The organism is Lentzea sp. NPDC020367, from assembly GCF_044387305.1.
Taxonomy (GTDB): Bacteria; Actinomycetota; Actinomycetes; order Mycobacteriales; family Pseudonocardiaceae; genus Lentzea.
The window spans coordinates 525,625-547,768 of sequence record NZ_JBIRVV010000002.1 but is presented as its reverse complement, the minus strand read 5'-3'; the positions used below and the strand labels follow the sequence as shown (position 1 = coordinate 547,768).

Here is a 22,144-nt window from a genome sequence, read left to right as displayed (position 1 = left end):
GAGAGCGGTACCACGACCGGTTATCCGTTCGTCGCAGACAGTGCGCCACTCGTCTCAACAGGGCAAGCCGCGTATCGCCGCCGCACGCCCGTTCATCGCCTTTTATGGCCTACGTACTTACCTGTTTTCTGGCCGCCTTCTTACTGTGAGCGCTGTCACCTGACGGAAAAGTCCTGGCGGAGGACCCCATGACCGACTCGCAGTTCGCTCGCACCCCGGACCCGCGCCTCGCGCGCCAGGTCCCGCCCCGTCAGGTGCCAGGACGCCCGGTTCCCCCACGCCAGGCGCCCGCGGGTCAGATCCCGCCGCGCCAGGCGGCGGTGGGCCAGGCCCCCACCCGCTACGGCCAGCCGGTCGACCCGCGCCTCGCGGGCAACCCGTCGTTCCGCCGCACGGTGGGCGCCGAGATCGCCCGCCACGCGCAGCAGCACCAGGCCTACGCCGTCCCCCAGCGCCGCACCACGGCCGAGGACACCGCACTGGCCACCCTGCTCCGCTCCCGTCAGCGCGCCGAGTCCGCCCGCCAGGACCAGCGGCCCGCCGACGTGGCGCAGCGCCCCGACTCGTGGATGCGCACGTCGGCCTGGCCCGAGTCCGGCCTGGAGGCCGGCCGCGGTGACGTGATCGACCAGCTCTCCGCCCGTCTCGTCTCGGCGAACCTCTGGGCCGTCGTCGAGCCGCTCATCCCACCGGCCAAGGTCCGTCGTCAGGGCGGCGGCCGCGGCCGGGTGTGCAGCCGTTCGGTGTTCACCGCGATCGTGTTCGTGCTGTCGTCCGGGTGCGCCTGGCGGCACCTGCCGGCGTCGTTCGGCGTGACCGTGCCGACCGTGCACCGGCGGTTCCAGGAGTGGACGGACCTGGGCCTGTGGGTCCGGCTCCGCCGCGCCGCGGCCGAGGGCGCGTGCGGGACCGACGAGATCGACTGGATCCGCGCGGTGCTGGACGCGGCGGACCGCCGGGCCGCGAAGGCCGCCAGCTGACCGCTGGTTCGCAAGCTTCGCCGGAGTCATCCTGAACAAGGGTGGCTCCGGCGTTTTCGTGCGCTCACATGCCGTTGATGCCCGCGTGGTACTTCGGCACCCGCACGGTGATCTTCGTGCCCAGCCCGCACGCCGTCTCCACGACCAGCCCGTACTCGTCGCCGTACACGCGCCGCAGCCGTTCGTCGATGTTGCCGAGGCCGATGCCGGCCGACTCGTCCACCTGCCCGGCCAGCGTCCGGCGCAGCTTCTCCGGGTCCATGCCGATGCCGTCGTCCTCGATGGTGATGTGCGCCTCGGCGCCGCCGTCGTTCGCGTAGATCTGGATGTGGCCCGGCTCGACCTTGCCCTCCATGCCGTGCCGGACGGCGTTCTCGACCAGCGGCTGCAGGCACAGGAACGGCACGGTCACCGGCAGCACCTCGGGCGCCACCTGCAGGGTGACCTTCAGGCGTTCGCCGAAGCGGGCGCGTTCCAGGGCCAGGTACTGGTCGATCGAGCGCAGTTCCTCGGCCAGGGTCGTGAAGTCGCCGTGGCGGCGGAACGAGTAGCGGGTGAAGTCCGCGAAGTCGAGGAGCAGGGTCCTGGCGCGCTCCGGGTTCGTGCGGACGTAGGAGGCGATGGCGGACAGCGAGTTGTAGATGAAGTGCGGCGAGATCTGCGCGCGCAGGGCCCGCACCTCCGCCTCCACCAGCCGGGTGCGGGAGCGGTCCAGTTCGGCCAGTTCGAGCTGGCCCGCCGCCCAGCGGGCGACCTGGTTCGTCGCGCGCACCAGGCCGGCCGAGGCCTCGCGGGAGTAGGCGGCCAGGGTGCCGACGACGCGGCCCTCGACGGTCAGCGGGGCGACGACGGCGCAGTTGATCGGGCAGTTCGGTTCGGTGCAGCCGATGTCGAACGCCTGGGTGCGGCCGGTCTGGAAGACGTCCTCCGCCTGCGCCATGGCCTCGGCCGCGTGGTGGTCGGAGACGCCTTCCCAGGCCACGACCTCCGTCTCGTCGGTCAGGGCGAGAGCGGGTGTGTCCAGCAACGTGCGCAGGTGCCGCGCGGACTTCTTCGCCGCGTCGGGGACGAGGCCGGCGCGCAGCGGGGGAGCGGCGGACCAGGCCGTGTGCAGGGTCTCGTAGGTGACGCGCTGGGCCTCGGTCGAGAGCGACTGCTTGTTGCGCGTGCCTCGCCACAGGACGAGCACGGCCGCTCCGCCCACGAACAGGATCGCGGCGGCGGTGAGGAAGTCCTGCATGTCACCCCTAGCTTCGCTCGTCGCCCGAGTTCGAGCTTGAGCTGTCCAGCCCGAGGTTCTCGGGCGCGTGGAGCTTGACCATCGTGCGCTGCACCCCTGGCGGAACGTGCCGTTGGGTGAGCAGGGAGACGACGTACATGACCGTGAAGCCGAGCGGGACCGTCCACGCGGCGGGGCGGGAGAGCAGGATCTCGTACCAGGCGTCGCCGGTGTCGGTGAACATCGTGACGAGACCCGCGGTCAGCGCGGGCACGCCGCCCGCGAGCATGCCGGCGATGGCACCGACCGTGGTGATGCGGCTCGACCAGATCCCCAGCATCAGCAAGGGGCACAACGAGGACGCGGCGACGGCGAACGCGAGGCCGACCATGTCCGCGACGGGCATGCCGGTCGACACGAACGTCATCGCCAGCGGCACGAGGCCCGCGAGCACCGTCGAGATCCGGAACCCGCGCACGCCGCCCAGGCGCAGCACGTCCTGCGAGAGCACGCCCGCCAGTGACACGACCAGGCCCGACGACGTGGAGAGGAACGCCGCGAACGCACCGCCCGCCACCAGGGCGCCGAGCAGTTCGCCGCCGATGCCGTCGATCATCCGGGTCGGCAGCACCAGCACCACGGCGTCGGTCTGGCCGGTCATCAGCAGTTCGGGGGTGTAGAGCCGGCCGAGCGCCCCGTACATCGGGGGCATCAGGTAGAAGACGGAGAGCAGGCCGAGCACGATCAACGTCGTGCGGCGCGCGGCGGTGCCGTTCGGGTTGGTGTAGAAGCGCACGATCACGTGCGGCAGGCCCATGGTGCCCAGGAACGTCGCGATGATGAGCGAATAGGCCCCGTACAACGGGAAGTCCTGGCCGCTCGACATCGGCAGCGACCACATCTCGTTGGTGTTGTGCTCCATTGTGGACAGATGCGGGACGGGCGCGTCCTTCGGGAACGTGAACTCCGAGCCCTGCCCGATGCGGTGGTAGCCCTCGGTCAGCACGATGCCTGTGTTCTCGATGCGCACGCCGTCGACGTCGCCGGTGCCCTTGATGAAGAGGGCCTTCTCGGCGTGGATGGTGGTCTGGCGCTGGAACGCGACCTCGGTGTCCTGCCGGAACATCGGGTACTCGGGCTTGGTCAGCGAGTCGGCGCCGTGCGCCTGCCACACGACGATCAGGAACACGATCGGCACGGTGATCGCGGTGAGCTTGAGCCAGTACTGGAACGCCTGCACGAACGTGATCGACCGCATCCCGCCGGACATCACGTTCACCGTCACGACCACCGTGACCACCAGCGCGCCCAGCCAGTCCGGCGCGCCGGTCACCGTGTTCAGCGTCAGGCCCGCGCCTTCCAGCTGCGGCAGCAGGTACAGCCAGCCGATCGCCAGCGCCAGGATCGACGCGACCGCGCGGACGCCGCGGGAACGGAAGCGGGCCTCGGCGAAGTCCGGCAGCGTGTAGGCGCCGGACCGCCGCAGCGGCGCGGCGACCATCGTCAGCAGCACCAGGTACCCGGCGGTGTAGCCGACCGGGAACCACAGCATGTCCGGCCCGTAGGCGAAGATCAGCCCGGCGATGCCGACGAACGACGCCGCCGACAGGTACTCGCCGCCGATCGCCGAGGCGTTCCACCACGGCGAGACCGTGCGCGAGGCGACGTAGAAGTCGGACGTGGTGCGGGAGACGCGCAGTCCGTAGGTGCCGACCAGGATCGTGCCCAGTGCGACGACCAGCACCGCCACGATGGCGTAACCACTCGTCATGGACGTTCGACCAGCTCCGCGAACTCGCGCTCACTGCGTTCGGCCTGCCGCACGTAGAACCAGCCGGCCAGCAGCAGCATCGGGCACGTCGCCACGCACAGCAGGAACCACGGCAGGCCGAGCCCGAGGATCCGGAACTTGCCGAACTCCGGCTCGATCGCGAACAGCAGCGGCAACAGACCCAACGCGCCGCACGCCACCAGGCAGACCGAGATGCCCAGCCGCCGTTGCGCCCGGATCAGCGTGCGCATGTAGACGGCGCCGAGCTCGCTCTGCTCGTTGATCTCGCGCGTGCCCGAGTACGGGCGGCGCGCACGGGGTGCCCGCGTGCGCGGGCTCGTCACCACCACGCGCTGGGTCGGCCTCGGGTCCGGCCGCCGGGGTGGTGGCGTCGTCACGACCCGAGCCCGTTCCTCGGTTGCAGGACACCGGCGCTACCCGAGACGGGAGTGGGCCTGGCGCGGCGGACGAGCAGTTGCCGCAGGTGCCGGGCGTGCCGGCGGCTGACCGGCAGCACCGCGCCGCCGATGGTGACGCTCAGGTGCCCGTCCTCCAGCCGCAGTTCGTCGATGTGGCCGAGCGACACCAGGTGGCTGCGGTGGATGCGGACGAACCCGGCGCTGCGCCAGCGTTCCTCGAGCCCGTTCAACGCCGCGCGCACGAGGCCGCTGCCGGTCGCGGTGTGCAGGCGGGCGTAGTCGCCGTGCGCCTCCACGTACCGGATGTCGGCGAGGCGGATGAACCGGGTGACGCCACCGAGTTCGACGGGGATGACCTCGTCACCCATCTCTGGCGGCGTGGAGTTCGCGGGCTGCGCGGGCGCCGGGGAGGCGGGTTCGGCAGCGGTCTTGGAGTCCCAGACCTCGTGCACGATGCGGTGCACGGACTCGGCGAGCCGTTCCGCGCGCACGGGCTTGAGCAGGTAGTCGAGCGCCTTGAGTTCGAACGCCTCCACCGCGGGCTGCTGGTGCGCCGTCACGAACACCACGGGCGGCGGCTGCGCGAACCGCGACAGCACGCGGGCGAGGTCGAGACCGTCCAGCCCCGGCATGCGGATGTCGAGGAACACCGCGTCCAACGGCTGCCCGGCGTCCATCGCGCGGTGCAGCACCCGCAGCGCCTTGGTGGCGTCGGTGACCGCTTCCACGTGGGCGATGCGCGGATCGGAGCGCAACAGGTAGGTGAGGTCTTCCAGCGCGGGCGCCTCGTCGTCGACGGCGAGCACCCGCAGGGAGCGCTCGAGGCTGCCACGTCGATCCGGCCCCTCGCAGATGGGGCAGGGCAGACCTGAGGTCATTCGAGATCGAGTCCAAACTGTGTACGGCCGATCCTCACGTGGCGGCGATTAGACCACGCTCGGTCATCGCGCGCCTGGTGAGCCGTGGGCGTCGGATACGCGATCATGCCCCCTCACGGAGGGTGACCCGCCGCGGGGGTCCGGTTGCGCACCGTGTGCACCACGAGCACCCCTCCCGCCCTGAAAGCCCGATCGGGCGCATCATCCGCCAGGGAGAGGAGGAGCGGAAACCCTCCGATCGGGTGTGTCTCGGTGAGGATCTGCGAACCCTCGGTGAACTCAGCCGTCAGCGGAGGCGAAAGATCCAGTCAGGGCTGCCGGATCGCACGGGGCTGGGCCGCCAGCGCGTCACCGAGCGTGATCTCCAGCTCGATGAACGACTCCTCGGCGCGGCGGGCGGCGACGCTCACGGAGGCGGCGGCGGCCGGGCCGATGAGTCTGCGGGTGGGCGCGCGCAGCGCCTGGATCGCCTCGGACCACTGGTTCGACAGCTTGGCGAGGCCGCTCAGCGTGTCCACCAGTTCCTCGGTGTTGTCCGGCGGTGACGCGACGATCTCCGCCAGCCGGTCGCGCAAGGCGTCCAGTGCCGGGTCCACGGATTCCTCCAGTCGTGCTGCGCCAGACATTTCCTGCTGGGCATCACCATATCTCGACCACTGTGGCCCAGTGCAATGATGTTGCCCCAGGAGGACTACCCGGTCAATCGATTGCGCAATCGTCTCATTTGGCGCTCGTCTCAACTGGCGCGCACTTATGGCCGTCGGCTGAAATGAACGGTTTTCGGCGTTTAGTCGACGTTTCTCGACACTGTGTCGGTTCTACGTGCCTGGTAGGCCCGGCGACACGGGTGGCGCCGGGCCTGCCGGGTGTGTCCTGGGTCGCAGGAATCACGGCATTGAGTTACGTCGGCCGAGGGACTTCTCGACCGACGTATTAACTCTCTTGCTGCAATGCGGCGCGGTGGAGCGCACGCGGAGTTCCGTCGTTCGGTTCAGGTGGAAATAGTGGCGAGTTCCACTAGGACGCGGCGGGCGTGCCGCGGGTCTCGTCCTCCCAGCCCTGCACCGGCGAGCCGAACGCGCTCCCCGTCGACTTCCACGTCCACAGCTGCGTCCTGCCACCGGCGGTCCGCACAGCGGCGATGTCCTCCTTGCCGTCGAGGTCGAAGTCACCCGCGGTGAACACCGGCGCGGCAAGAGCGCCGCTCCACCAGGTGCGCGCGGCGAAGTCCGCTGCGGTGTGGACCACCAGCTTCGTGCCGCTCGCGGCCACCACGTCCCCGCGGCCGTCGCCGTCCACGTCGGCGGCCACCAGCGTGACGTCGGCGGCGCGGTAGTCGCCGCCCTGCCAGCGGACCTCGCCCGCCCCGAACGCGGTTCCGGACGACGCGTAGGTCCGCATGCTCGTGGTCCCGTTCTCGTCCCGGACCTCGGCGAGGTCGGCCTTGCCGTCACCGTCGAAGTCACCGGCGACGATCTTGCCGGTCACGCCCTCCAGCCACGTCGCGGGCGCGCTCAGGTCGGCACCGCGGAACACCAGCACCCGCGAGCCGGTGGCGGCCGCGACGTCGGCCTTGCCGTCGCCGTCGAAGTCACCGGACGTGAACCGGGCCTGGTCCAGCGGCAGAGCACCGGTCCACGGCACGGGCGGCGCCCCGAGGCGGTTGCCGTCGGACCGGAGCAGGATCAACCGGGTGTTGTCCCCGCTGCGCTGGAACTGGACCACCTCGCTGCGACCGTCCCCGTTGAAGTCGCCCCGCACGTGCAGACCCCACTGCTCGGACCCGGAGGAGATGCCCGTGTCGTAGAGCTGCGTGCCGGCGTGGAAGCCGCCGTCGCGCGCCGTCACGTTCCAGATGGTCATCCGGCCGAAGTCGTGGCGCTGCATGAAGGTCACGTCCGCACGGCCGTCGCCGGTGAGGTCACCGCGCACGTGCGGCTGCGGCGTCACCGGGTCGAGCGCCGCGACGTCCCAGCTCTTGTTGTAGTCGCTGACGTTTCCCGCGCGGTCCACCGCCCGCGCGTAGAAGAACGACCACCAGCCCACGTCGTCGCGCTGCACCGTCACCGGGACGACCGCGCGGCCGTCCGGCCCTGCCTTGACGAAGGTGGTCGCCGAGTCCTGCTGCAGCCCGAACTGGTAGCCGTAGACGTCGTCGCCGGGGGTGGCGGGGGACAGCGTGATCGTCCCCGTGGTGCCCGCCGGGATCGCCGGCTCGCCGTTCGGGTAGTCGGTCGAGGAGATGCCCGGCTTGCCGGGCAGCACGCTGTCGACCTGGAACCAGCACTCGGCGCTGTACGGGCCGGTGTCCGTGCCGTCAGAGGTCTTCGCGCGGTAGCTGTACTTCTCGCCGTGCTTGAGCAGGCCCGCGGGCAGCTCCGGCCACGAGAACGCCGATCCCGGCGTGGTCGGGCCGACGGTGCTGGTGTGCACCGTGGCTCCCGCCGCGTCACGGATCTCCAGCGTGGTGCTCACGTTGTCGTCGTCCAGGTCCTTGGCACGGCCCGAGAACTGGCTCGGCGGAGGCATGACCGTCGGCGCGTCCGCCGTTCCACACGCACGCGGATATGAGGTGTTCACGACCGGCACGCTCGGCGCGTTGTTGTATTCCACGACGAGGGCCACGCTCTTGGGCACGATCGCCTTGCCGTACGCGGAGTCGTGCTCCTGCTGCGCCCGCAACCCGAATCCGATCGCCCCGGCCCGTTCGTCGGCGACCTGCTGGACCACCTGCCTCATCTGGTCGCTCTCGAACCCCAGCGGCGTGTTGAACTCACCGCACGCCTGCGCGGCCCCGGTCGCGACCTGGGTGCGCCAGAGATCGGCCGAGGTCCGCCAGGTCAGCGGCCTGGCCGGGTCGATCGCGCCGGTGTTCCACAACTGGACGGACGTCTCGTCGCACGACTCGGTGCGGTCGACGACCAGGTAGACGTTGACCTTGATGATCCGTGCACCGGCCAGATGCCGCGTGTCGAACTGGAACAGCGACCGCCACACGCCACCGTCGATCGTGCCGGCGCGGACCGCCCCCCGGTCGGTCTCCCAGTACGAGGTGTCCGGCCGCAGCTCGTTCACCTGCGTCCACGCGACCGGTTCGGCCGAGTGGGACACGGCCTGGGCCGGCGGTGTGATCAGTGTCGTGACCAGCGCAAACAGCGCGCCGAAAGACAGAATTCTTCGCACGAGTCTCCCCCTCGCTCATGAATGCCGCACTGCGTTCACGCGCGGGGGAGAGGTTCGGTTGCCTATGGAGTCAGAGCCTGCCGACGTCGGTGATGACCACGACCGCCTCGCCCAGCTCGTCCGACGCGGCCAGGTCGACCTCGGCGTTGAAGCCCCAGTCCTTGTCCCCGGCCGGGTCCTCGAAGATCTGCCGGCACACCCAGCGCTCGCGCTCGACGTTGATGATCAGGAACGCCGGGCCGCGCGCGTTCGGGCCCGCGCCGATGTCCGAGTGCTCCTCGAAGTACGGCTCCAGCGCGTCCATCCACTCCTTGGCCGTCCAGCCCGACTCGTGGTCGAGCTCGCCCAGCGAGTACCAGTCGCGCTTGGCGGCCAGTTCGACGCGGCGGAACAGCGCGTTGCGGACCAGCACGCGGAACGCGCGGACGTTGCGCGTGACCGCGGGCGGCAGGTCGACGCGCACCTCCTCGACCGGGGCGTCCGGGTTGGTGAGCTTCTCCCACTCGTCGATCAGCGACGAGTCGACCTGGCGGACGAGTTCGCCCAGCCACGAGATCAGGTCGTTGAGCTCCTCGGTCTTCGCCTCGTCCGGCACCGTCTGCGACAGCGCCTTGTAGGCGTCGGCCAGGTACCGCAGCACGAGGCCCTCGGAGCGTGCGAGGCCGTAGAACGCCACGTACTCCGTGAACGTCATCGCGCGCTCGTACATGTCCCGCACGACGGACTTGGGGGACAGGTCGTAGTCGCCGACCCACGGGTGGCCGCGGCGGTAGGTGAAGAACGCGGCGTCGAGCAGTTCGGCGAGCGGCTTCGGGTACGTGACCTCGTCCAGCATCTCCATCCGCTGGTCGTACTCGATGCCGTCGGCCTTCATCGCGCCGATGGCCTCGCCCCGCGCCTTGTGCTCCTGCGCGCCCAGGATCTGCCGCGGGTTGTCCAAAATGGACTCGATCACCGACAGCACGTCCAGCTCGTAGCCCGGTGCCTCGCGGTCGAGCAGTTCGACCGCGGCCAGCGCGAACGGCGACAGCGGCTGGTTCAGCGCGAAGTTGAACTGCAGGTCGACGGTGAGCTGGAACTCCTCGCCGTGGCGTTCGACGACGCCCGCCGCGACCAGCGCCTTGTACATCGCGAGCGCGCGGCGGATGTGCTTGAGCTGCTTCGGACGGTCCTCGTGGTTGTCCTCGAGCAGGTGCCGCATCGCCTGGAACGCGCCGCCCTGCGGGCGGCCGATCACGTTGAGCAGCATCGCGTGCGAGACCTGGAACGACGACGTGAGCGGCTCCGGTTCGGCACCGACGAGCCGTTCGAACGTCGACTCGCTCCACGACACGAACCCGTCCGGAGCCTTCTTGCGCACGACCTTGCGGCGCTTCTTCGGGTCGTCGCCGGCCTTGGCCAGCGCCTTGATGTTCTCGACCTCGTGCTCCGGCGCCTGCACGACGACGGTGCCGATGGTGTCGAAGCCCGCGCGCCCCGCCCGTCCGGCGATCTGGTGGAACTCACGGGCCTTGAGGATGCGCGTGCGCGTGCCGTCGTACTTCGAGAGAGCGGTGAACACGACCGTGCGGATCGGGACGTTGATGCCGACGCCGAGCGTGTCCGTGCCGCAGATGACCTTCAGCAGACCGGCCTGCGCGAGCTGCTCGACCAGGCGGCGGTACTTCGGCAGCATGCCGGCGTGGTGCACGCCGATGCCGTGCCGGACCAGCCGCGACAGCGTCTTGCCGAACCCGGCCGAGAACCGGAAGTTGCCGATCGTCGCGGCGATCTGCTCCTTCTCCGGCTTCGTGGCGACGTTGACGCTCATCAGCGACTGCGCGCGTTCCAGAGCCGCGGCCTGGGTGAAGTGCACGACGTAGATCGGTGCCTCACGGCCGTGCAGCAGGTCTTCGATCGTCTCGTGCAACGGCGTGGAGACGTACTGGAAGTTGAGCGGCACCGGGCGCTGCGCCGAACGGACCACCGCCGTCGGCCTGCCGGTGCGGCGCGTCAGGTCCTTCTCGAAGAACGAGACGTCGCCCAGCGTCGCCGACATCAGCAGGAACTGGGCCTGCGGCAGCTCGACGATCGGCACCTGCCAGGCCCAGCCGCGGTCGGGCTCGCTGTAGAAGTGGAACTCGTCCATCACGACCTGGCCGACGTCGGCCGTGTGGCCGTCGCGCAGGGCGATGTTCGCGAGGATCTCCGCGGTGCAGCAGATGATGGGCGCCTGGTCGTTGACGCTGGCGTCGCCGGTCATCATGCCGACGTTCTCCGGCCCGAAGATCTCGCACAGCGCGAAGAACTTCTCCGAGACCAGGGCCTTGATCGGCGCGGTGTAGAAGCTGCGCTGGTTGGCCGCCATCGCGACCAGGTGGGCGCCGATCGCCACCAGGCTCTTGCCCGACCCCGTGGGGGTGCTGAGGATGACGTTGGCCCCCGAGACGAGCTCGATGACCGCTTCCTCCTGCGCCGGGTACAGCGCGAGGCCGCGCTCAGTCGCCCAGTGGGAGAAGGCGTCGAACAGTTCGTCTTCGTCGGCGATCGAGGTGAGCCGGTCCGTAAGTGCAGTCATCGCAGGTGAACTATAGGTGGTACGCGTATTCGGTGAACTCCCAGTCGGTCACGAACCGCTGGAACCGGGCCACCTCCTCCCACTTGAAGTCCACATAGGACCGCACGAAGTCCTTGCCCAGCACCTCGACCATCGCCGTGTCCTCCTCCAGATAGGCGAGGGCGTCGGGCAGCGTGGCGGGCAGCGTGGGGGCCTTCGACGGGTCGTAGCCGTACCCGGCGGACGGCCGCGGCGGCTCGATCCGGTCGCGAATGCCCAGGTAGGTGGCCGCGACGAGACCCGCGATGCCGAGGTAGGGGTTCGCGCTCGCGTCGCCGAGCCGCAGTTCGAGCCGGGTGGTCTCGCCGCGTTCGGCCGGCACCCGCAGCATCGAGCTGCGGTTGTCGAGACCCCAGTCGATCAGCCACGGCGCGAGCGAGTCGGGACCGAACCGCTTGTAGGAGTTGACCGTGGGGTTGAGCAGCGCGGCCAGCGCCGGGGCGTGCTTGAGGATGCCGCCGATGGCCCAGCGCGCCTCGTCGGACAGGCCGCTGGAGCTCCCCGGCGCCTGGAACGCGTTGCGGCCGTCCTTCTCGTGGCACGACAGGTGCAGGTGGAACCCGCTGCCGCCGCCGTCGTTGAACGGCTTGGCCATGAACGTCGCCAGCCGGCCTTCGCGCCTGGCCAGCTCTTTCACGCTCGTTTTGAAGCGGAACGCGCGATCGGCCGCGTCCATGGCGGGCGAATGGACGAGGTTGATTTCGAACTGGCCCCCGGCGTATTCGTGGTTGCCGCCGGTCGTCTGCAGACCCGCCGAGCTGAGCGTGCGCAGAGTTCTCAACAGATGACCGTCTGAATCTCCGCGGCGGCCGGTCGCGTAGACGTTGCCCGGCTCATCGCAGTAGGGGCGCCACCCGTTCGGGCGATCTTCGTCCGGTTCGCAGAGAAAATATTCCAACTCGGGCCCGATCACCGGTTGCAGGCCGGTCGTCTCGAACACCTCCAGGGCCCTGCGCAGCACCTGTCTGGGAGATTCGTCGACGGGCCTTTCGTCGGCGGGGCTGACCGCGTCGCCGATGCACCACGCCACGCCCGGTTCCCACGGAATGGGGAGCAGCGTGTCGAGGTCGGGGACCACGATCACGTCGGGCAGCCCGGCGTCGAGCACACCCCCGGTCTCGGTCGTCTTGCCGCCGGGCGTCGTGCTGTACACCGCCCGGCAGAACGACAGTCCGCGCTGAATCACCGCAGGTAGGTGCTCTACGAGGACGTCACGGCCCCGGTCGGTGCCGAGCAGGTCGGGGAAGACGACGCGCACCACGTCGATCCCGTCCTCGCCGAGTCTCGCCGCGAGTTCCCGTGTCACCTGTTCACCGACCACGTCGAACTACCTTTCCGGCACAGTGTGTCGCTGACGCGGAGGGGATAACGTTGAGGGGCAAACGCTATCGACCCGTCCGTGGGGCAAAGACCGCCATTGGTCCCCGTTCGGTGCCCCACACTCATCGTCCACCACGAGGCAACAGTCCGTAACTGGACGGGTGACGACCGTCACGAGATCATGCACGATGTGGGATCGTGATCAAAGTGGTTGCGGACCGACTCGCACCACATCACAGACATAGTTCGGAACCGCAAGTATTGTGCCGGGAACACCTGAGCTCGAGCACGGGAGACTTTGAGTTGTCTGGTCACCACACGATTGCCGAGACCGAGAAGGCCGTCCAGGCCAAGCTCGGTGCGGTGCCGCTGCATCGCGAGCAGATGGCGGCGGTGTCGAACATCCACCGCGCCGCGACCGCGATTCGCCAGCACCTCGAGAACTCGGTGCTGCGCACCAGCGATCTGACCTGGACCGGCTTCGTCGTGCTCTGGGTCGTGTGGATCTGGGGCGAGATGGAGACGCGCTACGTCGCCGAGGAGGCGGGTATCTCCAAGGGCACCCTGACGGGCGTCGCCAAGACGCTGCAGTCGCGGGGCCTGCTGGAGCGCCTGGGCCACCCGACCGACGGGCGTCTGGCGGTCCTGCGGCTCACCCCTGAGGGTGAAGAACTGATGGCCGACCTCTTCCCCAAGTTCAACGAGGAAGAGGTCTTCGTCAGCGGTTCGCTGGAGTCGTCGGAGTCCCAGTCGCTGGCCGAGATGCTGCGCCGCATGGTCACGCACCTCGAGGCCAACGGCGAGCAGCGCCGGCTCGACCTGCGCGGGGACACGCCGCTGCCGCCGCGCCGATCCGGTCGGCGCGCGAAGCACGGCTGACCCGCCGCCATCGGGCGACTCACCGGGGGTGAGTCGCCCAATTTGGCGTTCTTGGAGGGTCTGACTGGTCAGAGGGCAAGCCCCTGACCAGCGCTCAGAGCAGGCTCAGCACCCGCGCGTGCAGGGTGTCGAGGTAGTCCTCCGACTCCGGCTTCATCAGCACGCTGCGCAGCACCCGCGCACCGTCCACGTCGGCCTCCACCTCGGGATGCCGGGCGGCGAACGCGGTCTTCGAGGCCCGTGCCACGCTCAGGAAGATCGGGTCGACGGCCGCGTTCATGCCCGTCTCCATCACGCGGTGGGAGGCGGCGTCCACCGCGGACAGGGTCAGCGGATCGGTCCGCGGGAAGTACGTGACGATGTCCAGCTCGGGCTCCTGGTAGAGCTCCAGGGCCTCGGACTCGCGGATGATCGACGCCCACCGCACGGCCGCCCGCCGTCCGGCCGCCAGCACCTCGCCCAGACCGTCGCGCGTCAACGGCAGCAGCCGCAGCGTCAGCCACAGGCCGGCTGCCGCGGCGCCCGCGCGGGAGCACTCCAGGCTGATCTCGCCCAGGTGCATCTCGTCGGACGTGAAGTACGTGTAGGGGGAGTCGTGCAGGTAGAAGCGGCCCACGGACGGGTCGCGGAACAGGACCGCGCCGCAGCCGTAGGGCTGTAGGCCGTGCTTGTGCGGGTCCACCACCACGGAGTCGCACGAGCCGATGGCCTCCCACGGCTCGGGCGCCAGATCGGTGCCCGCGAGCAACGTGAAGAAGCCGCCGTACGCTCCGTCCACGTGCACCCGCGCGTCGTAGCGGCGTGCGACGTCCAGTACAAGATGCACCGGTTCGATGGCACCCAAAGCGGTAGTTCCCGGAGTGACCACGACGGTTCCGACCTTGCCGGTCTTCAAGAGGTCCTCGAGCGCGTCCAGATCCATGCGCCCTAGGCCGTCCACGGCGACAGGGAAACCCTCGATGCCGAGCACGCCGCACATCCGTGAGTGCGTGTAGTGCGCCTCGGAGGAGTAGGCGACGCCACGGGTCGGATGCAGCGAACGGGCCACGAAGAGCGCTTCGAGGTTCGCGATCGTGCCGCTGGACGTCAGGTGGCCCAGGTGGTGGTCGCCGTAGCCGAACATCGTCGCCAGGTCCGAGACGACCTCGCGTTCCATCGCGGCGGTCGCGGGACCGCCGTCGAGGGCGTGGTTGTTCGGGTTGATCAGCATCGCGGACAGGTAGCCCACGACGGCGGCGGGATGCGGCGGTTTGAGCATCTGGCCCGCGTAGCGCGGGTGGAAGAACGGGTAGTTGTCGCGCAGCCGGTCCTGCAGCTCGGCGAGTGCCGAACCGAAGAGCGCCGGGTCGACCTGCAGGGACGAGTGGGGTGTGAAGGTGCCGTAGTCGGCCGTCCACTTCTCGTGGTTGGCCAACGCCTCGTTGAGCCAGTGCTGAAGATCCACCGCACACTCCACTCGTCCACGCGCACATCCGAATGTTCGAATTTGGACGTTACGGCAGACCCCAGCGCGAAGACGAGCCGTTGGCTTTCACATCACGTGCTGAGACGTCAGGACGTGTGCCGCGACGCGACACCACGGCGCTCTGACCTCGGCGAAGCGGGATCTCGATGGCCGAGCCACGTGACTTGTGGTCGAGGCGTCGCCCCCACGTGTCGCGGACGTCGATGTCGCCCTGGATCCCGTGCTCCAGAAGCAAAGGCGAGCCTGCCTCCGAATGGACCTTGATCCAGTCCGTCCGTCCGGAGGAACGCGAAGCGTCCACAAGGAACGCTCCTTGCGTGCGCAACGACGAGATGGACGCATCGGCCCATGTGGACGAAACGGACGGGAAGACGCGCACGACGTTGTTGTGAGACTGGACCATCATTTCCAGCACGGCCTGGCCGGACATCAGCGGCGACTCGATCGCGAGGTTGCCTCCCTCGCGGTAGAAGGTGTTCTCGGTCAGCACGGCGTTCGTGCCGACCTGTTTGCGGTCGAGGAAGTAGCGCAGGAACTGGAGCGCCTCCTCCGGCCGGCCCATCGCCGACGCCATCGCGGACGCGGCCCCGTAGCTGTAGCCCGCCCACGCCTGTTGCCGCGACACCCAGTGGTCGAACGTCTTGTTGATCAGGTCGCGGTGCTCCGGCATGTCGTAGGTCAGTTCGCGCAACGGGTAGAACCAGAGCATGTGCGAGAAGTGCCGGTGCGAGTCGTTGAGCGACACGTCCTTGCCGATCAACGCGCCGTTCGGGCCCAGGGCGTAGGGGACCAGTCGATTGGCGATGTCGCGCCAGCGCGCGTTCTCCTCAATGGACAGCAACGTGCGCACGCCCCAGCGGATCAGCGAGAGGTCGTACGTCGTGTCCGTGGCGTTCGCGTACTCCGGTGAGCGCGTCTCCGGCAGGTGCAGCTTGCCGTCCGTTCCCTCGACGAGGAACCGGGCGTAGTAGTTGACGGCCTTGGTGAGGATGGGGAAGAGGACGTCCTTGAGGATCTTCCCGTCCATCGTGTGCCGGTAGCCCAGCCAGACGTTGTGGCAGGCCCACAGAAGATTGCCCGTATGGTCGTTCGGCGCGACGCCGGGAACGCCGCAGTAGCGCGGCCCGGAGCGCAGCGTGCGGTCGCCGGGGTGGCAGATCGCGTACGAGTTCCCGTCGCGGTAAGCCGGGTTCACGTTGAGTTCGAGGTTGTGCTCGAACCGCTTCAGCGTCGTCGTCACCGCGTCGAGTTCGTGGTGGTTCGAGCCGTTGATCAGCGGATACGAGATCTGGACGTTGAGGTTCCACCACACGGCCGTCCAGCTGTTGCCCTGCTCGGGGAACCACGGGCCCCACTCGGAGATGACGGGCGCGTCGTTCCTCGTCGCGGCGGCCATCTTGTAGAGCTGCAACCAGTAGAAGCGCTGCACGAGCTTGTCCGGCACGGACACCAGCGACTTGCCGAAGTAGGCGTTCCACCAGCGGCGATGCTGCAGCGTCAGCACCTCGGACGGGATCGCGAGCGCCTGCCGCACCTCACGGATCGCGTCGGACGTGTGCGTGTCCGCAGGGTGTGTGTACGCCACGTGCGCGGCGAACCGGCCGTTGCGGGTCTGCCAGGCCGTTGTGTAGCCACCGCCCGCGAGCAGCGGTTGTGCGGCGTAGGAGACGCCGTTGGCCGTGCCCAGCGTGGGGGCGGGGTTCGCGGTGTAGTCGGCCGGCCTGCGGATCTGGCGGGTCGTCGACGACTCCAGCGGCTGGAAACCCCAGGTCGCCTCACCCTTGACGGAGGCGAGGAACGTGCTGCGCGAGTTGTGCACGAGCATCGTGAACGTGGCGCTGCCCTGCGTGGTGGTGACCGAGCCGGTGAGCTCCGCGTTCCACAGGTCGAGCGTCCAGTCGACGGCGGTGATCGCGCCGGCGAACCGCAGGGTCAGGTACCCGATCGGCAGCCGGGACAGGCCGACCGCGGCCTCCCAGTGTTCGCGCTGGTCCTGGACCTCCGAGTGGCTGAGCATGAGCTTGAGCTCGTTCGCGGTGCGGCCCGCGTAGACCTGGACACCCAGGAATCCATTGGCGAGGAAAGGACTGTCGCCCCAGTTCTGCGGCAGTTTCCTCCACTCCATGCGGGCATCGCGGACCACGTCCCGGTGGACGTTGTGACCCGATGTTTCCGGCGCTGCGACGGCGGAGCCCACCCCGAGTGCGGAGGCCCCCACGGCCGCGCCCGTCCCGTACAAAAAGGTTCTACGCGACAGCTCTGTCACTGTTCGTCCCTCCGTGCCGTGGCGGCGGCGGAACGGATCTAACCGCAGAAGTCATCCGATGACTAGCGACCCTGTGACGATCAACGCCCTTCTTGCCTGCAAATCGTTGTTGCACAGTTCTAGCCATAGCCGAGGTCGGGCAATTAGCGTGACCCCTCATGTCACCTGTTGCCATGCACATGAGCGACGGTCTGCTGAACGCGCCGGTGTCGGTCGCCTTCCTCGTCCTCGCGGCGGTGGGCGTCGGGTTCGCGTTGGTCAAGGCCCGTGCGGACCTCGACGACCGCACGGCGCCGATGGCGGGCCTGGTGGCCACGTTCATCTTCGCCGTCCAGATGATCAACTTCCCGATCCTGCCCGGCGCGTCCGGGCACCTGCTCGGCGGAGCGCTCGCGGCGATCCTCGTCGGCCCGTGGGTCGGCGCGCTGTGCGTGACGATCGTGCTGGTGGTGCAGGCGCTGCTGTTCGCGGACGGCGGTCTCACCGCCCTGGGCGCGAACGTCACCAACATGGCGCTGATCGGCACCGCGACCGGCTTCCTGGTCGCCGTCGCCCTGCGCAAGTTCGCCGAGAAGGGCAAGGGCGGGCTGTTCGCCGTCGCGTTCGTCTCGGCGTTCGTCAACACGGTGGTCGCCGCGACCGGCTTCGTCATCGAGTACGCGATCGGTGGTGCGGGCGGCGTGGAGATCGGCAAGGTCGCGCTGCTGATGTGGGGGCTGCACGCGTTGATCGGCATCGGTGAGGGCCTGATCACCGCCGTCACCGTCACGTCGGTCGCCTCCATCCGGCCCGACCTCGTCTACCTGCTCAAGGGCAGCCGCAAGCCGCTGGAGGTCCGGTCGTGAAGAAGTTCGCCATCGGGTTCGTGTTCGTGTCGCTGCTGATCGCCGGGGTGCTGTCGTACTTCGCGTCCGGCGACCCGGACGGCCTGGACAAGACCGTCGAGGACACCGGGATCGCCGAGCACGCGCAGGAGCACCCGTTCTCCGGCAGCACGTTCGCCGACTACGCGCTCGGCGGCGACGACAAGTTCACCGGCCTCGCGGGCGTGCTCGGCGTGATCGTCGTTCTCGCGCTCTCGTTCGGCCTTTTCTGGGTGCTGCGCAAGAAGTCCGACGTTCGATGAGCGGTGCCCACGACGTCCTGCACCACGCCGGCGACTCGCCGGTGCACCGCCTCGCGCCCCACGTGAAGATCCTCGTGGCGTTCGGGGCGGTGCTGGGCGTCGTGGCGACCCCGCGCACGCTGTTCCCGCTGTTCGGGTTGTACCTGCTGGTGATCGTCGCGGTGTGGTTCGTGGCCCAGGTCCCCGTGCTGTGGTTCGTGAAGCGCGCGGTGATCGAGGCGCCGTTCGTGGTGCTCGCGTTCCTGCTGCCGATCTTCGGCACGGATCCGCGCACCGACTTCCTCGGCTTCTCCGTGTCGGTCGAAGGTTCGCTGGCGGGCTGGAACATCCTGGCCAAGGGCACGCTGGGCGTCCTGATCAGCCTGACCCTGGCGGCCACGACCGCGCCGGGGGAGTTGCTGCGCGGCCTGCAGACGTTGCGGGTGCCCGCGCCGTTGATCATGATCGCGACCCTGATGCTGCGGTACGGCGAAGTCGTCGTGGGAGAAGCGAAACGCATGCGCGTCGCCCGCATCTCGCGCGGCGACGACCCGCGGTTCCTGTGGCAGGCGGGCGCGATGGCCCGGTCGGTCGGCACGCTGTTCATCCGGTCCTACGAACGCGGAGAGAGGGTGCATCTCGCGATGGTGTCGCGTGGCTGGACGGGTCAGTCGGGAGGCTCGGCGACGATGGTGCCCGAGACCGTGGCGGCTCCCGCGCTGGAGGTCTCGAAGCTGGCCTTCGCCTACCCGGACGGGCACCAGGCGTTGTTCGGCATCGACCTGCGCGTCGACCGCGGCGAACGCGTCGCGGTGCTCGGCCCGAACGGTGCCGGCAAGACCACGTTCGCGTTGCACCTCAACGGAGTTCTCGGCGGCGGTTCGGGCTCGATCTCGATCGCCGGGCTGGAGGTCCGCAAGCAGAACCTGCGCGAGATCCGCCGCCGCGTCGGCCTCGTCTTCCAGGACCCCGACGACCAGCTGTTCTGCCCGACGGTCGCCGAGGACGTCGCGTTCGGCCCGCGCAACTTCGGTCTGTCCGATGTGGACTCGCGCGTGCTGGAGGCGTTGAGCGCCGTGGGAATGGAGTCGGTCGCGGACCGCTCCCCGCTGCACCTGTCCGGCGGCCAGCGCCGCCGCGTCGCGCTGGCCTCGGTGCTGGCCTGCTCGCCGGAGATCCTGGTGCTGGACGAGCCGTCGGCGAACCTCGAACCGGTGGCCCGCCGCGAACTGGCCGAGCTGCTGCTCTCGTTGGCCCCCACCATGCTCATGGTCACGCACGACCTGCCGTTCGCGCTGCAGATCTGCCCCCGCAGCGTGCTGATCGACGACGGCGTGGTCGTGGCGGACGGCCCGACCCGCGAGATCCTCGCCGACAGCGCTCTGCTGGCGCGCCACCGCCTCGAACTGCCCTACGGCTTCCGGCTCGACTGAAGCCCTTTCAGCACGATCTCCAGCAGCACGGCGGGATTCGCCCCGTCGTGCATGCTCTGCAGCATCCCCTTCATGAGCACCACGAGGTCCGTGGCCGTGACGTCGGCACGGACCGTGCCCGCTTCCTGGGCCTTGTGGAGAAGCCCGCCCAACGCCTTGTGCAGGCCCTTGCGCAGCTCGGGTGACACGGTGATCGCGTCGGACATGTCCCGCTTCACCGCCGCCTCGTCCGCCATCTTGGTGAGGAACGCGAACAGCGCCTGTTGCGCGTCCTCCGCGGGCTCGTCGGCGGACGCGATCATGGCCGACACCCGCGTCTCCGTGACGGCCTGGAACAACGCCTGCTTGGTCGGGAAGTGCCGGTAGACCGTGCCGGGCCCGACGCCGGCCTTGCCGGCGATCTCGTCCAACGGCACCTCGAAGCCTTGGGTCGCGAACAACTCCCGTGCCGCGTCCAGCACCTTCTCGCGGTTCCGCGCCGCGTCGGCCCTCATCGTTGCCAACCGGGGCGCGCGTTCCGTATCGTCATAACCGGGGTCACCGTTCCGATTCTACTTTTGGGGATGAAGCCATGACGCGCACACCCGAACAGATCGTCGACCACGTCCGCGGGATGGTGGCGGGGGAGGAGACGCACAGCCAGTTCGCCGACCTCTTCGCCGAGGACGGGGTCATGGCCTACCGCTTCCCGACGCACTACCAGCCGGAGGAGATCAAGGGCCGCGAGGAGATCCGCGCGTACTTCAGCCAGGTCAGAGGCGCGGGCGTGCGGGACCGGATCGAGATCCAGAGCGTCGAGGCCCAGTGCTGGCGCACCAACGATCCGTCCGTCGCGGTCGCCGAGATCACCCACCGCGGCTGGTCGAAGGTGAAGCAGGACTACTACACGTTCACCGCCATCGCGATCCTCCACTTGCGCGACGGCGAGATCGTCCGTTACGACGACTACATGAACCCGCTGCTGCTGACCGAGCTACTGGGCGTATGACGTTCGACCTGCGGGCTTGGTGCGTCGCGGAGCTGGGCAGCCCGGTGTCCGAGGTGCTCTACGAGCGCGTGTCGATCTCGTCGGTCTTCGGTGTGCTGCTGGCCGACGGCCGCGAGGTCTACGTGAAGGCCCGTGAGGACGACGGCCGCGCCGTGTCGTGCCTGACCGCGCAGGCTTCGTTGGCGGAGCGGGGGTTTCCGTGCCCCCGCCCGCTCACGCCGGTGCTTTTCGCCGACGGGCTGGCCGTGCACGCCGAATCGTCGTTGCCCGGTGGGGAGATGCTGCTCGGCACGTCGCCCGACATCGCCCGGCGCTATGCGGCCGTGTTCGCTTCGCTGATGGCGTTGCTGGCCGACGTCTCCGTCCCGCCACCGCTGCCGTCGCCGCGCTGGGCTCGGTGGGACCACAAGGATTCCGGCGTGTGGCCGGCGATCGACTTCCTCGACGCGCGGGACCAGAGCGTCGTGCCGCCGTTCGTGGTGGAGGCGGCTTCTCGGGTGCGTGCGCGGCTGCTGGCCACTTCGCTGCCGTGCGTGTTGGGCCATGCCGACTTCGAGGCGCAGAACCTGCGTTGGCAGGACGGCGCGGTGCTGGCCGTGCACGACTGGGACAGCCTGGCGTGGCAACCGGAGGCGGCGTTGGTGGGTGCGGCTTCCGGCGCGTTCGCCAACGCCTCGCCACCTGGCTGGGTGCCGTTGGAGAGTTCTTTGGCGTTCATCGAGGCCTATCAGGCCGTTCGTGGGCGTGCGTTCTCCCTGGAGGAGATGGAGATCGCGTGGGCGGGGAGCATGTGGACCGCCTTGCACAACGCACGCTGGGAGGTGCTGCACGGCGATCCGACGCCGTCGGGTGACGCTGTGCGGGAGCAGGGAGCCGAACGCCTCCGGCTGGCGAACGCCTAGGCGGCCGCGCGACGCCGACGTTCCGCCAGCACCGCCGACAGGTACGGATGCGGGTGCGTGTACTCCAGACGCGGCGACCGGATCGCGGTCCCCACGTCGTCCGACAGCCGCGACCCCAGGTCCCACCGCGCCTGCTCGGTCAGCTCCGCGTAGCGGCTCAGGTACTGCCGCACCGCCAGCACCAGCTCGTCCGGCAGCTGTGACAGGTCGAGGCCGGACGCCCACTCGGCGAGCTGCGGCGGCATCGTGGCGAGTTCCACCTGCTGCTTCGGCACGCGGGTGTGGATCACGACGGTGCCCGCGAGGTAGTCGCCCACGCGCTTGCCCTGCGGGGAGAACAGCGACACGAACAGGGCGACGGCGCCGCCCAGGCCGAGGGCCCAGAAGTCCACGAAGAAGCCGCCGAGCGCGCGCACCAGGGCGTGCCGGAAGCGGATGGCGCCGCCGTCGTCGCGGACGACGCGCAGGCCCATCACGAGCTTGCCCAGCGAGCGGCCGCGGGACAGCGACTCGACCGCGGTCGGGTAGCCGACGAGGACGAGCACCGCCAGGGACAGCGCGAGGGCCGTTTGCAGCGCGTCGTCGAAGCCGATCGGTACGAGCAGTGACACGAGCAGCAGCAGGCCGAACTGCACGGCCACGTCGAACGCGAACGCGACGGCCCTGCTCGCGAGCTGTGCGACGCGCAGGTCCAGAACTACGGCTTCACCGGTGACGAGGTCCCCCACGCGGATAGTGTG

General features: G+C 69.3%; 18 protein-coding genes and 2 pseudogenes. 8 read left to right on the top strand and 12 right to left on the bottom strand.

The window, feature by feature from the left end:
* Nucleotides 1-620: 620 nt before the first annotated feature.
* Nucleotides 621-977, top strand: a pseudogene (locus ACH413_RS09715) (transposase); the annotation flags it as partial.
* 67 nt (nt 978-1,044) lie between these two features.
* Here the strand turns inward: ACH413_RS09715 and ACH413_RS09710 are convergent.
* The 8 genes from ACH413_RS09710 to ACH413_RS09675 all read right to left on the bottom strand — a co-directional run bounded on the left by ACH413_RS09710 (nt 1,045) and on the right by ACH413_RS09675 (nt 12,367).
* Nucleotides 1,045-2,220, bottom strand: a complete 1,176-nt coding sequence (locus ACH413_RS09710) for a histidine kinase (RefSeq protein ID WP_360032591.1) — start codon at nt 2,218-2,220, stop codon at nt 1,045-1,047.
* Nucleotides 2,221-2,227: 7 nt separating this feature from the next.
* Complete coding sequence (locus ACH413_RS09705; RefSeq protein WP_360032594.1) at nt 2,228-3,970, bottom strand: cation acetate symporter; 1,743 nt, start codon at nt 3,968-3,970, stop codon at nt 2,228-2,230.
* Entirely contained in the window at nt 3,967-4,368 is a 402-nt protein-coding gene (locus tag ACH413_RS09700; RefSeq protein WP_360032597.1) for a hypothetical protein, read from the bottom strand. Before ACH413_RS09700 ends, ACH413_RS09705 begins: the two co-directional genes overlap by 4 nt.
* The gene (locus tag ACH413_RS09695; protein WP_360032600.1) at nt 4,365-5,267 is read right to left on the bottom strand and encodes a LytTR family DNA-binding domain-containing protein; all 903 of its coding nucleotides are present in this window, start codon (nt 5,265-5,267) and stop codon (nt 4,365-4,367) included. Before ACH413_RS09695 ends, ACH413_RS09700 begins: the two co-directional genes overlap by 4 nt.
* 308 nt (nt 5,268-5,575) lie before the next feature.
* On the bottom strand, nt 5,576-5,863 hold the full coding sequence (locus tag ACH413_RS09690) for a hypothetical protein (protein ID WP_360032603.1): 288 nt from the start codon (nt 5,861-5,863) through the stop codon (nt 5,576-5,578).
* A gap of 421 nt (nt 5,864-6,284) precedes the next feature.
* Nucleotides 6,285-8,450 (bottom strand): VCBS repeat-containing protein, encoded by a 2,166-nt coding sequence (locus ACH413_RS09685; RefSeq protein WP_360032606.1) that lies wholly within the window; start codon nt 8,448-8,450, stop codon nt 6,285-6,287.
* Nucleotides 8,451-8,520: 70 nt separating this feature from the next.
* Nucleotides 8,521-11,007 (bottom strand): DUF3516 domain-containing protein, encoded by a 2,487-nt coding sequence (locus ACH413_RS09680; protein ID WP_360032609.1) that lies wholly within the window; start codon nt 11,005-11,007, stop codon nt 8,521-8,523.
* Between the two features lie 10 nt (nt 11,008-11,017).
* Nucleotides 11,018-12,367, bottom strand: a complete 1,350-nt coding sequence (locus ACH413_RS09675) for a glutamine synthetase family protein (RefSeq protein ID WP_093588121.1) — start codon at nt 12,365-12,367, stop codon at nt 11,018-11,020.
* Nucleotides 12,368-12,669: 302 nt separating this feature from the next.
* On the opposite strand from ACH413_RS09675, the gene ACH413_RS09670 reads away from it, so the two are divergent.
* Nucleotides 12,670-13,245 carry a MarR family transcriptional regulator gene (locus ACH413_RS09670; RefSeq protein WP_360032612.1) on the top strand — a complete coding sequence of 192 codons (576 nt, stop codon included), beginning with the start codon at nt 12,670-12,672 and terminating at the stop codon, nt 13,243-13,245.
* Nucleotides 13,246-13,339: 94 nt separating this feature from the next.
* On the opposite strand, the gene ACH413_RS09665 is transcribed toward ACH413_RS09670, so the two are convergent.
* Nucleotides 13,340-14,689 (bottom strand): aminotransferase class V-fold PLP-dependent enzyme, encoded by a 1,350-nt coding sequence (locus ACH413_RS09665; RefSeq protein WP_360032615.1) that lies wholly within the window; start codon nt 14,687-14,689, stop codon nt 13,340-13,342.
* 49 nt (nt 14,690-14,738) lie between these two features.
* Nucleotides 14,739-16,835: a glycosyl hydrolase family 95 catalytic domain-containing protein gene (locus ACH413_RS09660; protein WP_360032618.1), complete on the bottom strand. Its 2,097-nt coding sequence runs from the start codon at nt 16,833-16,835 to the stop codon at nt 14,739-14,741.
* Nucleotides 16,836-17,134: 299 nt separating this feature from the next.
* Here ACH413_RS09660 and ACH413_RS09655 point away from each other — a divergent pair, with 299 nt between their 5' ends.
* The 4 genes and pseudogenes from ACH413_RS09655 (at nt 17,135) to ACH413_RS09640 (ending at nt 19,514) form a co-directional block, all read left to right on the top strand.
* Nucleotides 17,135-17,821: an energy-coupling factor ABC transporter permease gene (locus tag ACH413_RS09655; RefSeq protein ID WP_360032621.1), complete on the top strand. Its 687-nt coding sequence runs from the start codon at nt 17,135-17,137 to the stop codon at nt 17,819-17,821.
* Entirely contained in the window at nt 17,818-18,102 is a 285-nt protein-coding gene (locus ACH413_RS09650; protein ID WP_360032623.1) for a PDGLE domain-containing protein, read from the top strand. Before ACH413_RS09655 ends, ACH413_RS09650 begins: the two co-directional genes overlap by 4 nt.
* Nucleotides 18,099-18,737: pseudogene (cbiQ, locus tag ACH413_RS09645) on the top strand (cobalt ECF transporter T component CbiQ); the annotation flags it as partial. The gene ACH413_RS09650 and the pseudogene cbiQ, both read left to right, overlap by 4 nt.
* A 33-nt stretch (nt 18,738-18,770) precedes the next feature.
* Nucleotides 18,771-19,514 (top strand): ATP-binding cassette domain-containing protein, encoded by a 744-nt coding sequence (locus ACH413_RS09640; RefSeq protein WP_360033808.1) that lies wholly within the window; start codon nt 18,771-18,773, stop codon nt 19,512-19,514.
* Here the strand turns inward: ACH413_RS09640 and ACH413_RS09635 are convergent.
* On the bottom strand, nt 19,493-20,008 hold the full coding sequence (locus ACH413_RS09635; protein WP_360032626.1) for a helix-turn-helix domain-containing protein: 516 nt from the start codon (nt 20,006-20,008) through the stop codon (nt 19,493-19,495). The genes ACH413_RS09640 and ACH413_RS09635 overlap by 22 nt on opposite strands.
* Nucleotides 20,009-20,085: 77 nt before the next feature.
* Between ACH413_RS09635 and ACH413_RS09630 the strand changes: the two genes are divergently transcribed.
* Both ACH413_RS09630 and ACH413_RS09625 read left to right on the top strand, forming a co-directional pair.
* A complete protein-coding gene (locus ACH413_RS09630) occupies nt 20,086-20,502 on the top strand; it encodes a nuclear transport factor 2 family protein (protein ID WP_360032629.1) in 417 nt (138 codons plus the stop codon).
* The gene (locus ACH413_RS09625) at nt 20,499-21,404 is read left to right on the top strand and encodes a phosphotransferase (RefSeq protein ID WP_360032632.1); all 906 of its coding nucleotides are present in this window, start codon (nt 20,499-20,501) and stop codon (nt 21,402-21,404) included. Before ACH413_RS09630 ends, ACH413_RS09625 begins: the two co-directional genes overlap by 4 nt.
* Here the strand turns inward: ACH413_RS09625 and ACH413_RS09620 are convergent.
* Nucleotides 21,401-22,132, bottom strand: coding sequence for an RDD family protein (locus tag ACH413_RS09620; protein WP_360032635.1), 732 nt, complete (start codon nt 22,130-22,132; stop codon nt 21,401-21,403). The two genes, ACH413_RS09625 and ACH413_RS09620, sit on opposite strands and share 4 nt — an antisense overlap.
* Between the last annotated feature and the right edge of the window lie 12 nt (nt 22,133-22,144).

What these genes read in the sequence shown, in the direction of transcription:
- ACH413_RS09630 (WP_360032629.1), top strand. Translation starts at nt 20,086, where the DNA reads ATGACGCGCACACCCGAACAGATCGTCGACCACGTCCGCGGGATGGTG.
- ACH413_RS09655 (WP_360032621.1), top strand. Translation starts at nt 17,135, where the DNA reads ATGTCACCTGTTGCCATGCACATGAGCGACGGTCTGCTGAACGCGCCG.
- ACH413_RS09710 (WP_360032591.1), bottom strand. Translation starts at nt 2,220, where the DNA reads ATGCAGGACTTCCTCACCGCCGCCGCGATCCTGTTCGTGGGCGGAGCG.
- ACH413_RS09640 (WP_360033808.1), top strand. Translation starts at nt 18,771, where the DNA reads ATGGTGCCCGAGACCGTGGCGGCTCCCGCGCTGGAGGTCTCGAAGCTG.
- ACH413_RS09625 (WP_360032632.1), top strand. Translation starts at nt 20,499, where the DNA reads ATGACGTTCGACCTGCGGGCTTGGTGCGTCGCGGAGCTGGGCAGCCCG.
- ACH413_RS09705 (WP_360032594.1), bottom strand. Translation starts at nt 3,970, where the DNA reads ATGACGAGTGGTTACGCCATCGTGGCGGTGCTGGTCGTCGCACTGGGC.
- ACH413_RS09660 (WP_360032618.1), bottom strand. Translation starts at nt 16,835, where the DNA reads ATGGAGTGGAGGAAACTGCCGCAGAACTGGGGCGACAGTCCTTTCCTC.
- ACH413_RS09680 (WP_360032609.1), bottom strand. Translation starts at nt 11,007, where the DNA reads ATGACTGCACTTACGGACCGGCTCACCTCGATCGCCGACGAAGACGAA.
- ACH413_RS09695 (WP_360032600.1), bottom strand. Translation starts at nt 5,267, where the DNA reads ATGACCTCAGGTCTGCCCTGCCCCATCTGCGAGGGGCCGGATCGACGT.
- ACH413_RS09635 (WP_360032626.1), bottom strand. Translation starts at nt 20,008, where the DNA reads ATGAGGGCCGACGCGGCGCGGAACCGCGAGAAGGTGCTGGACGCGGCA.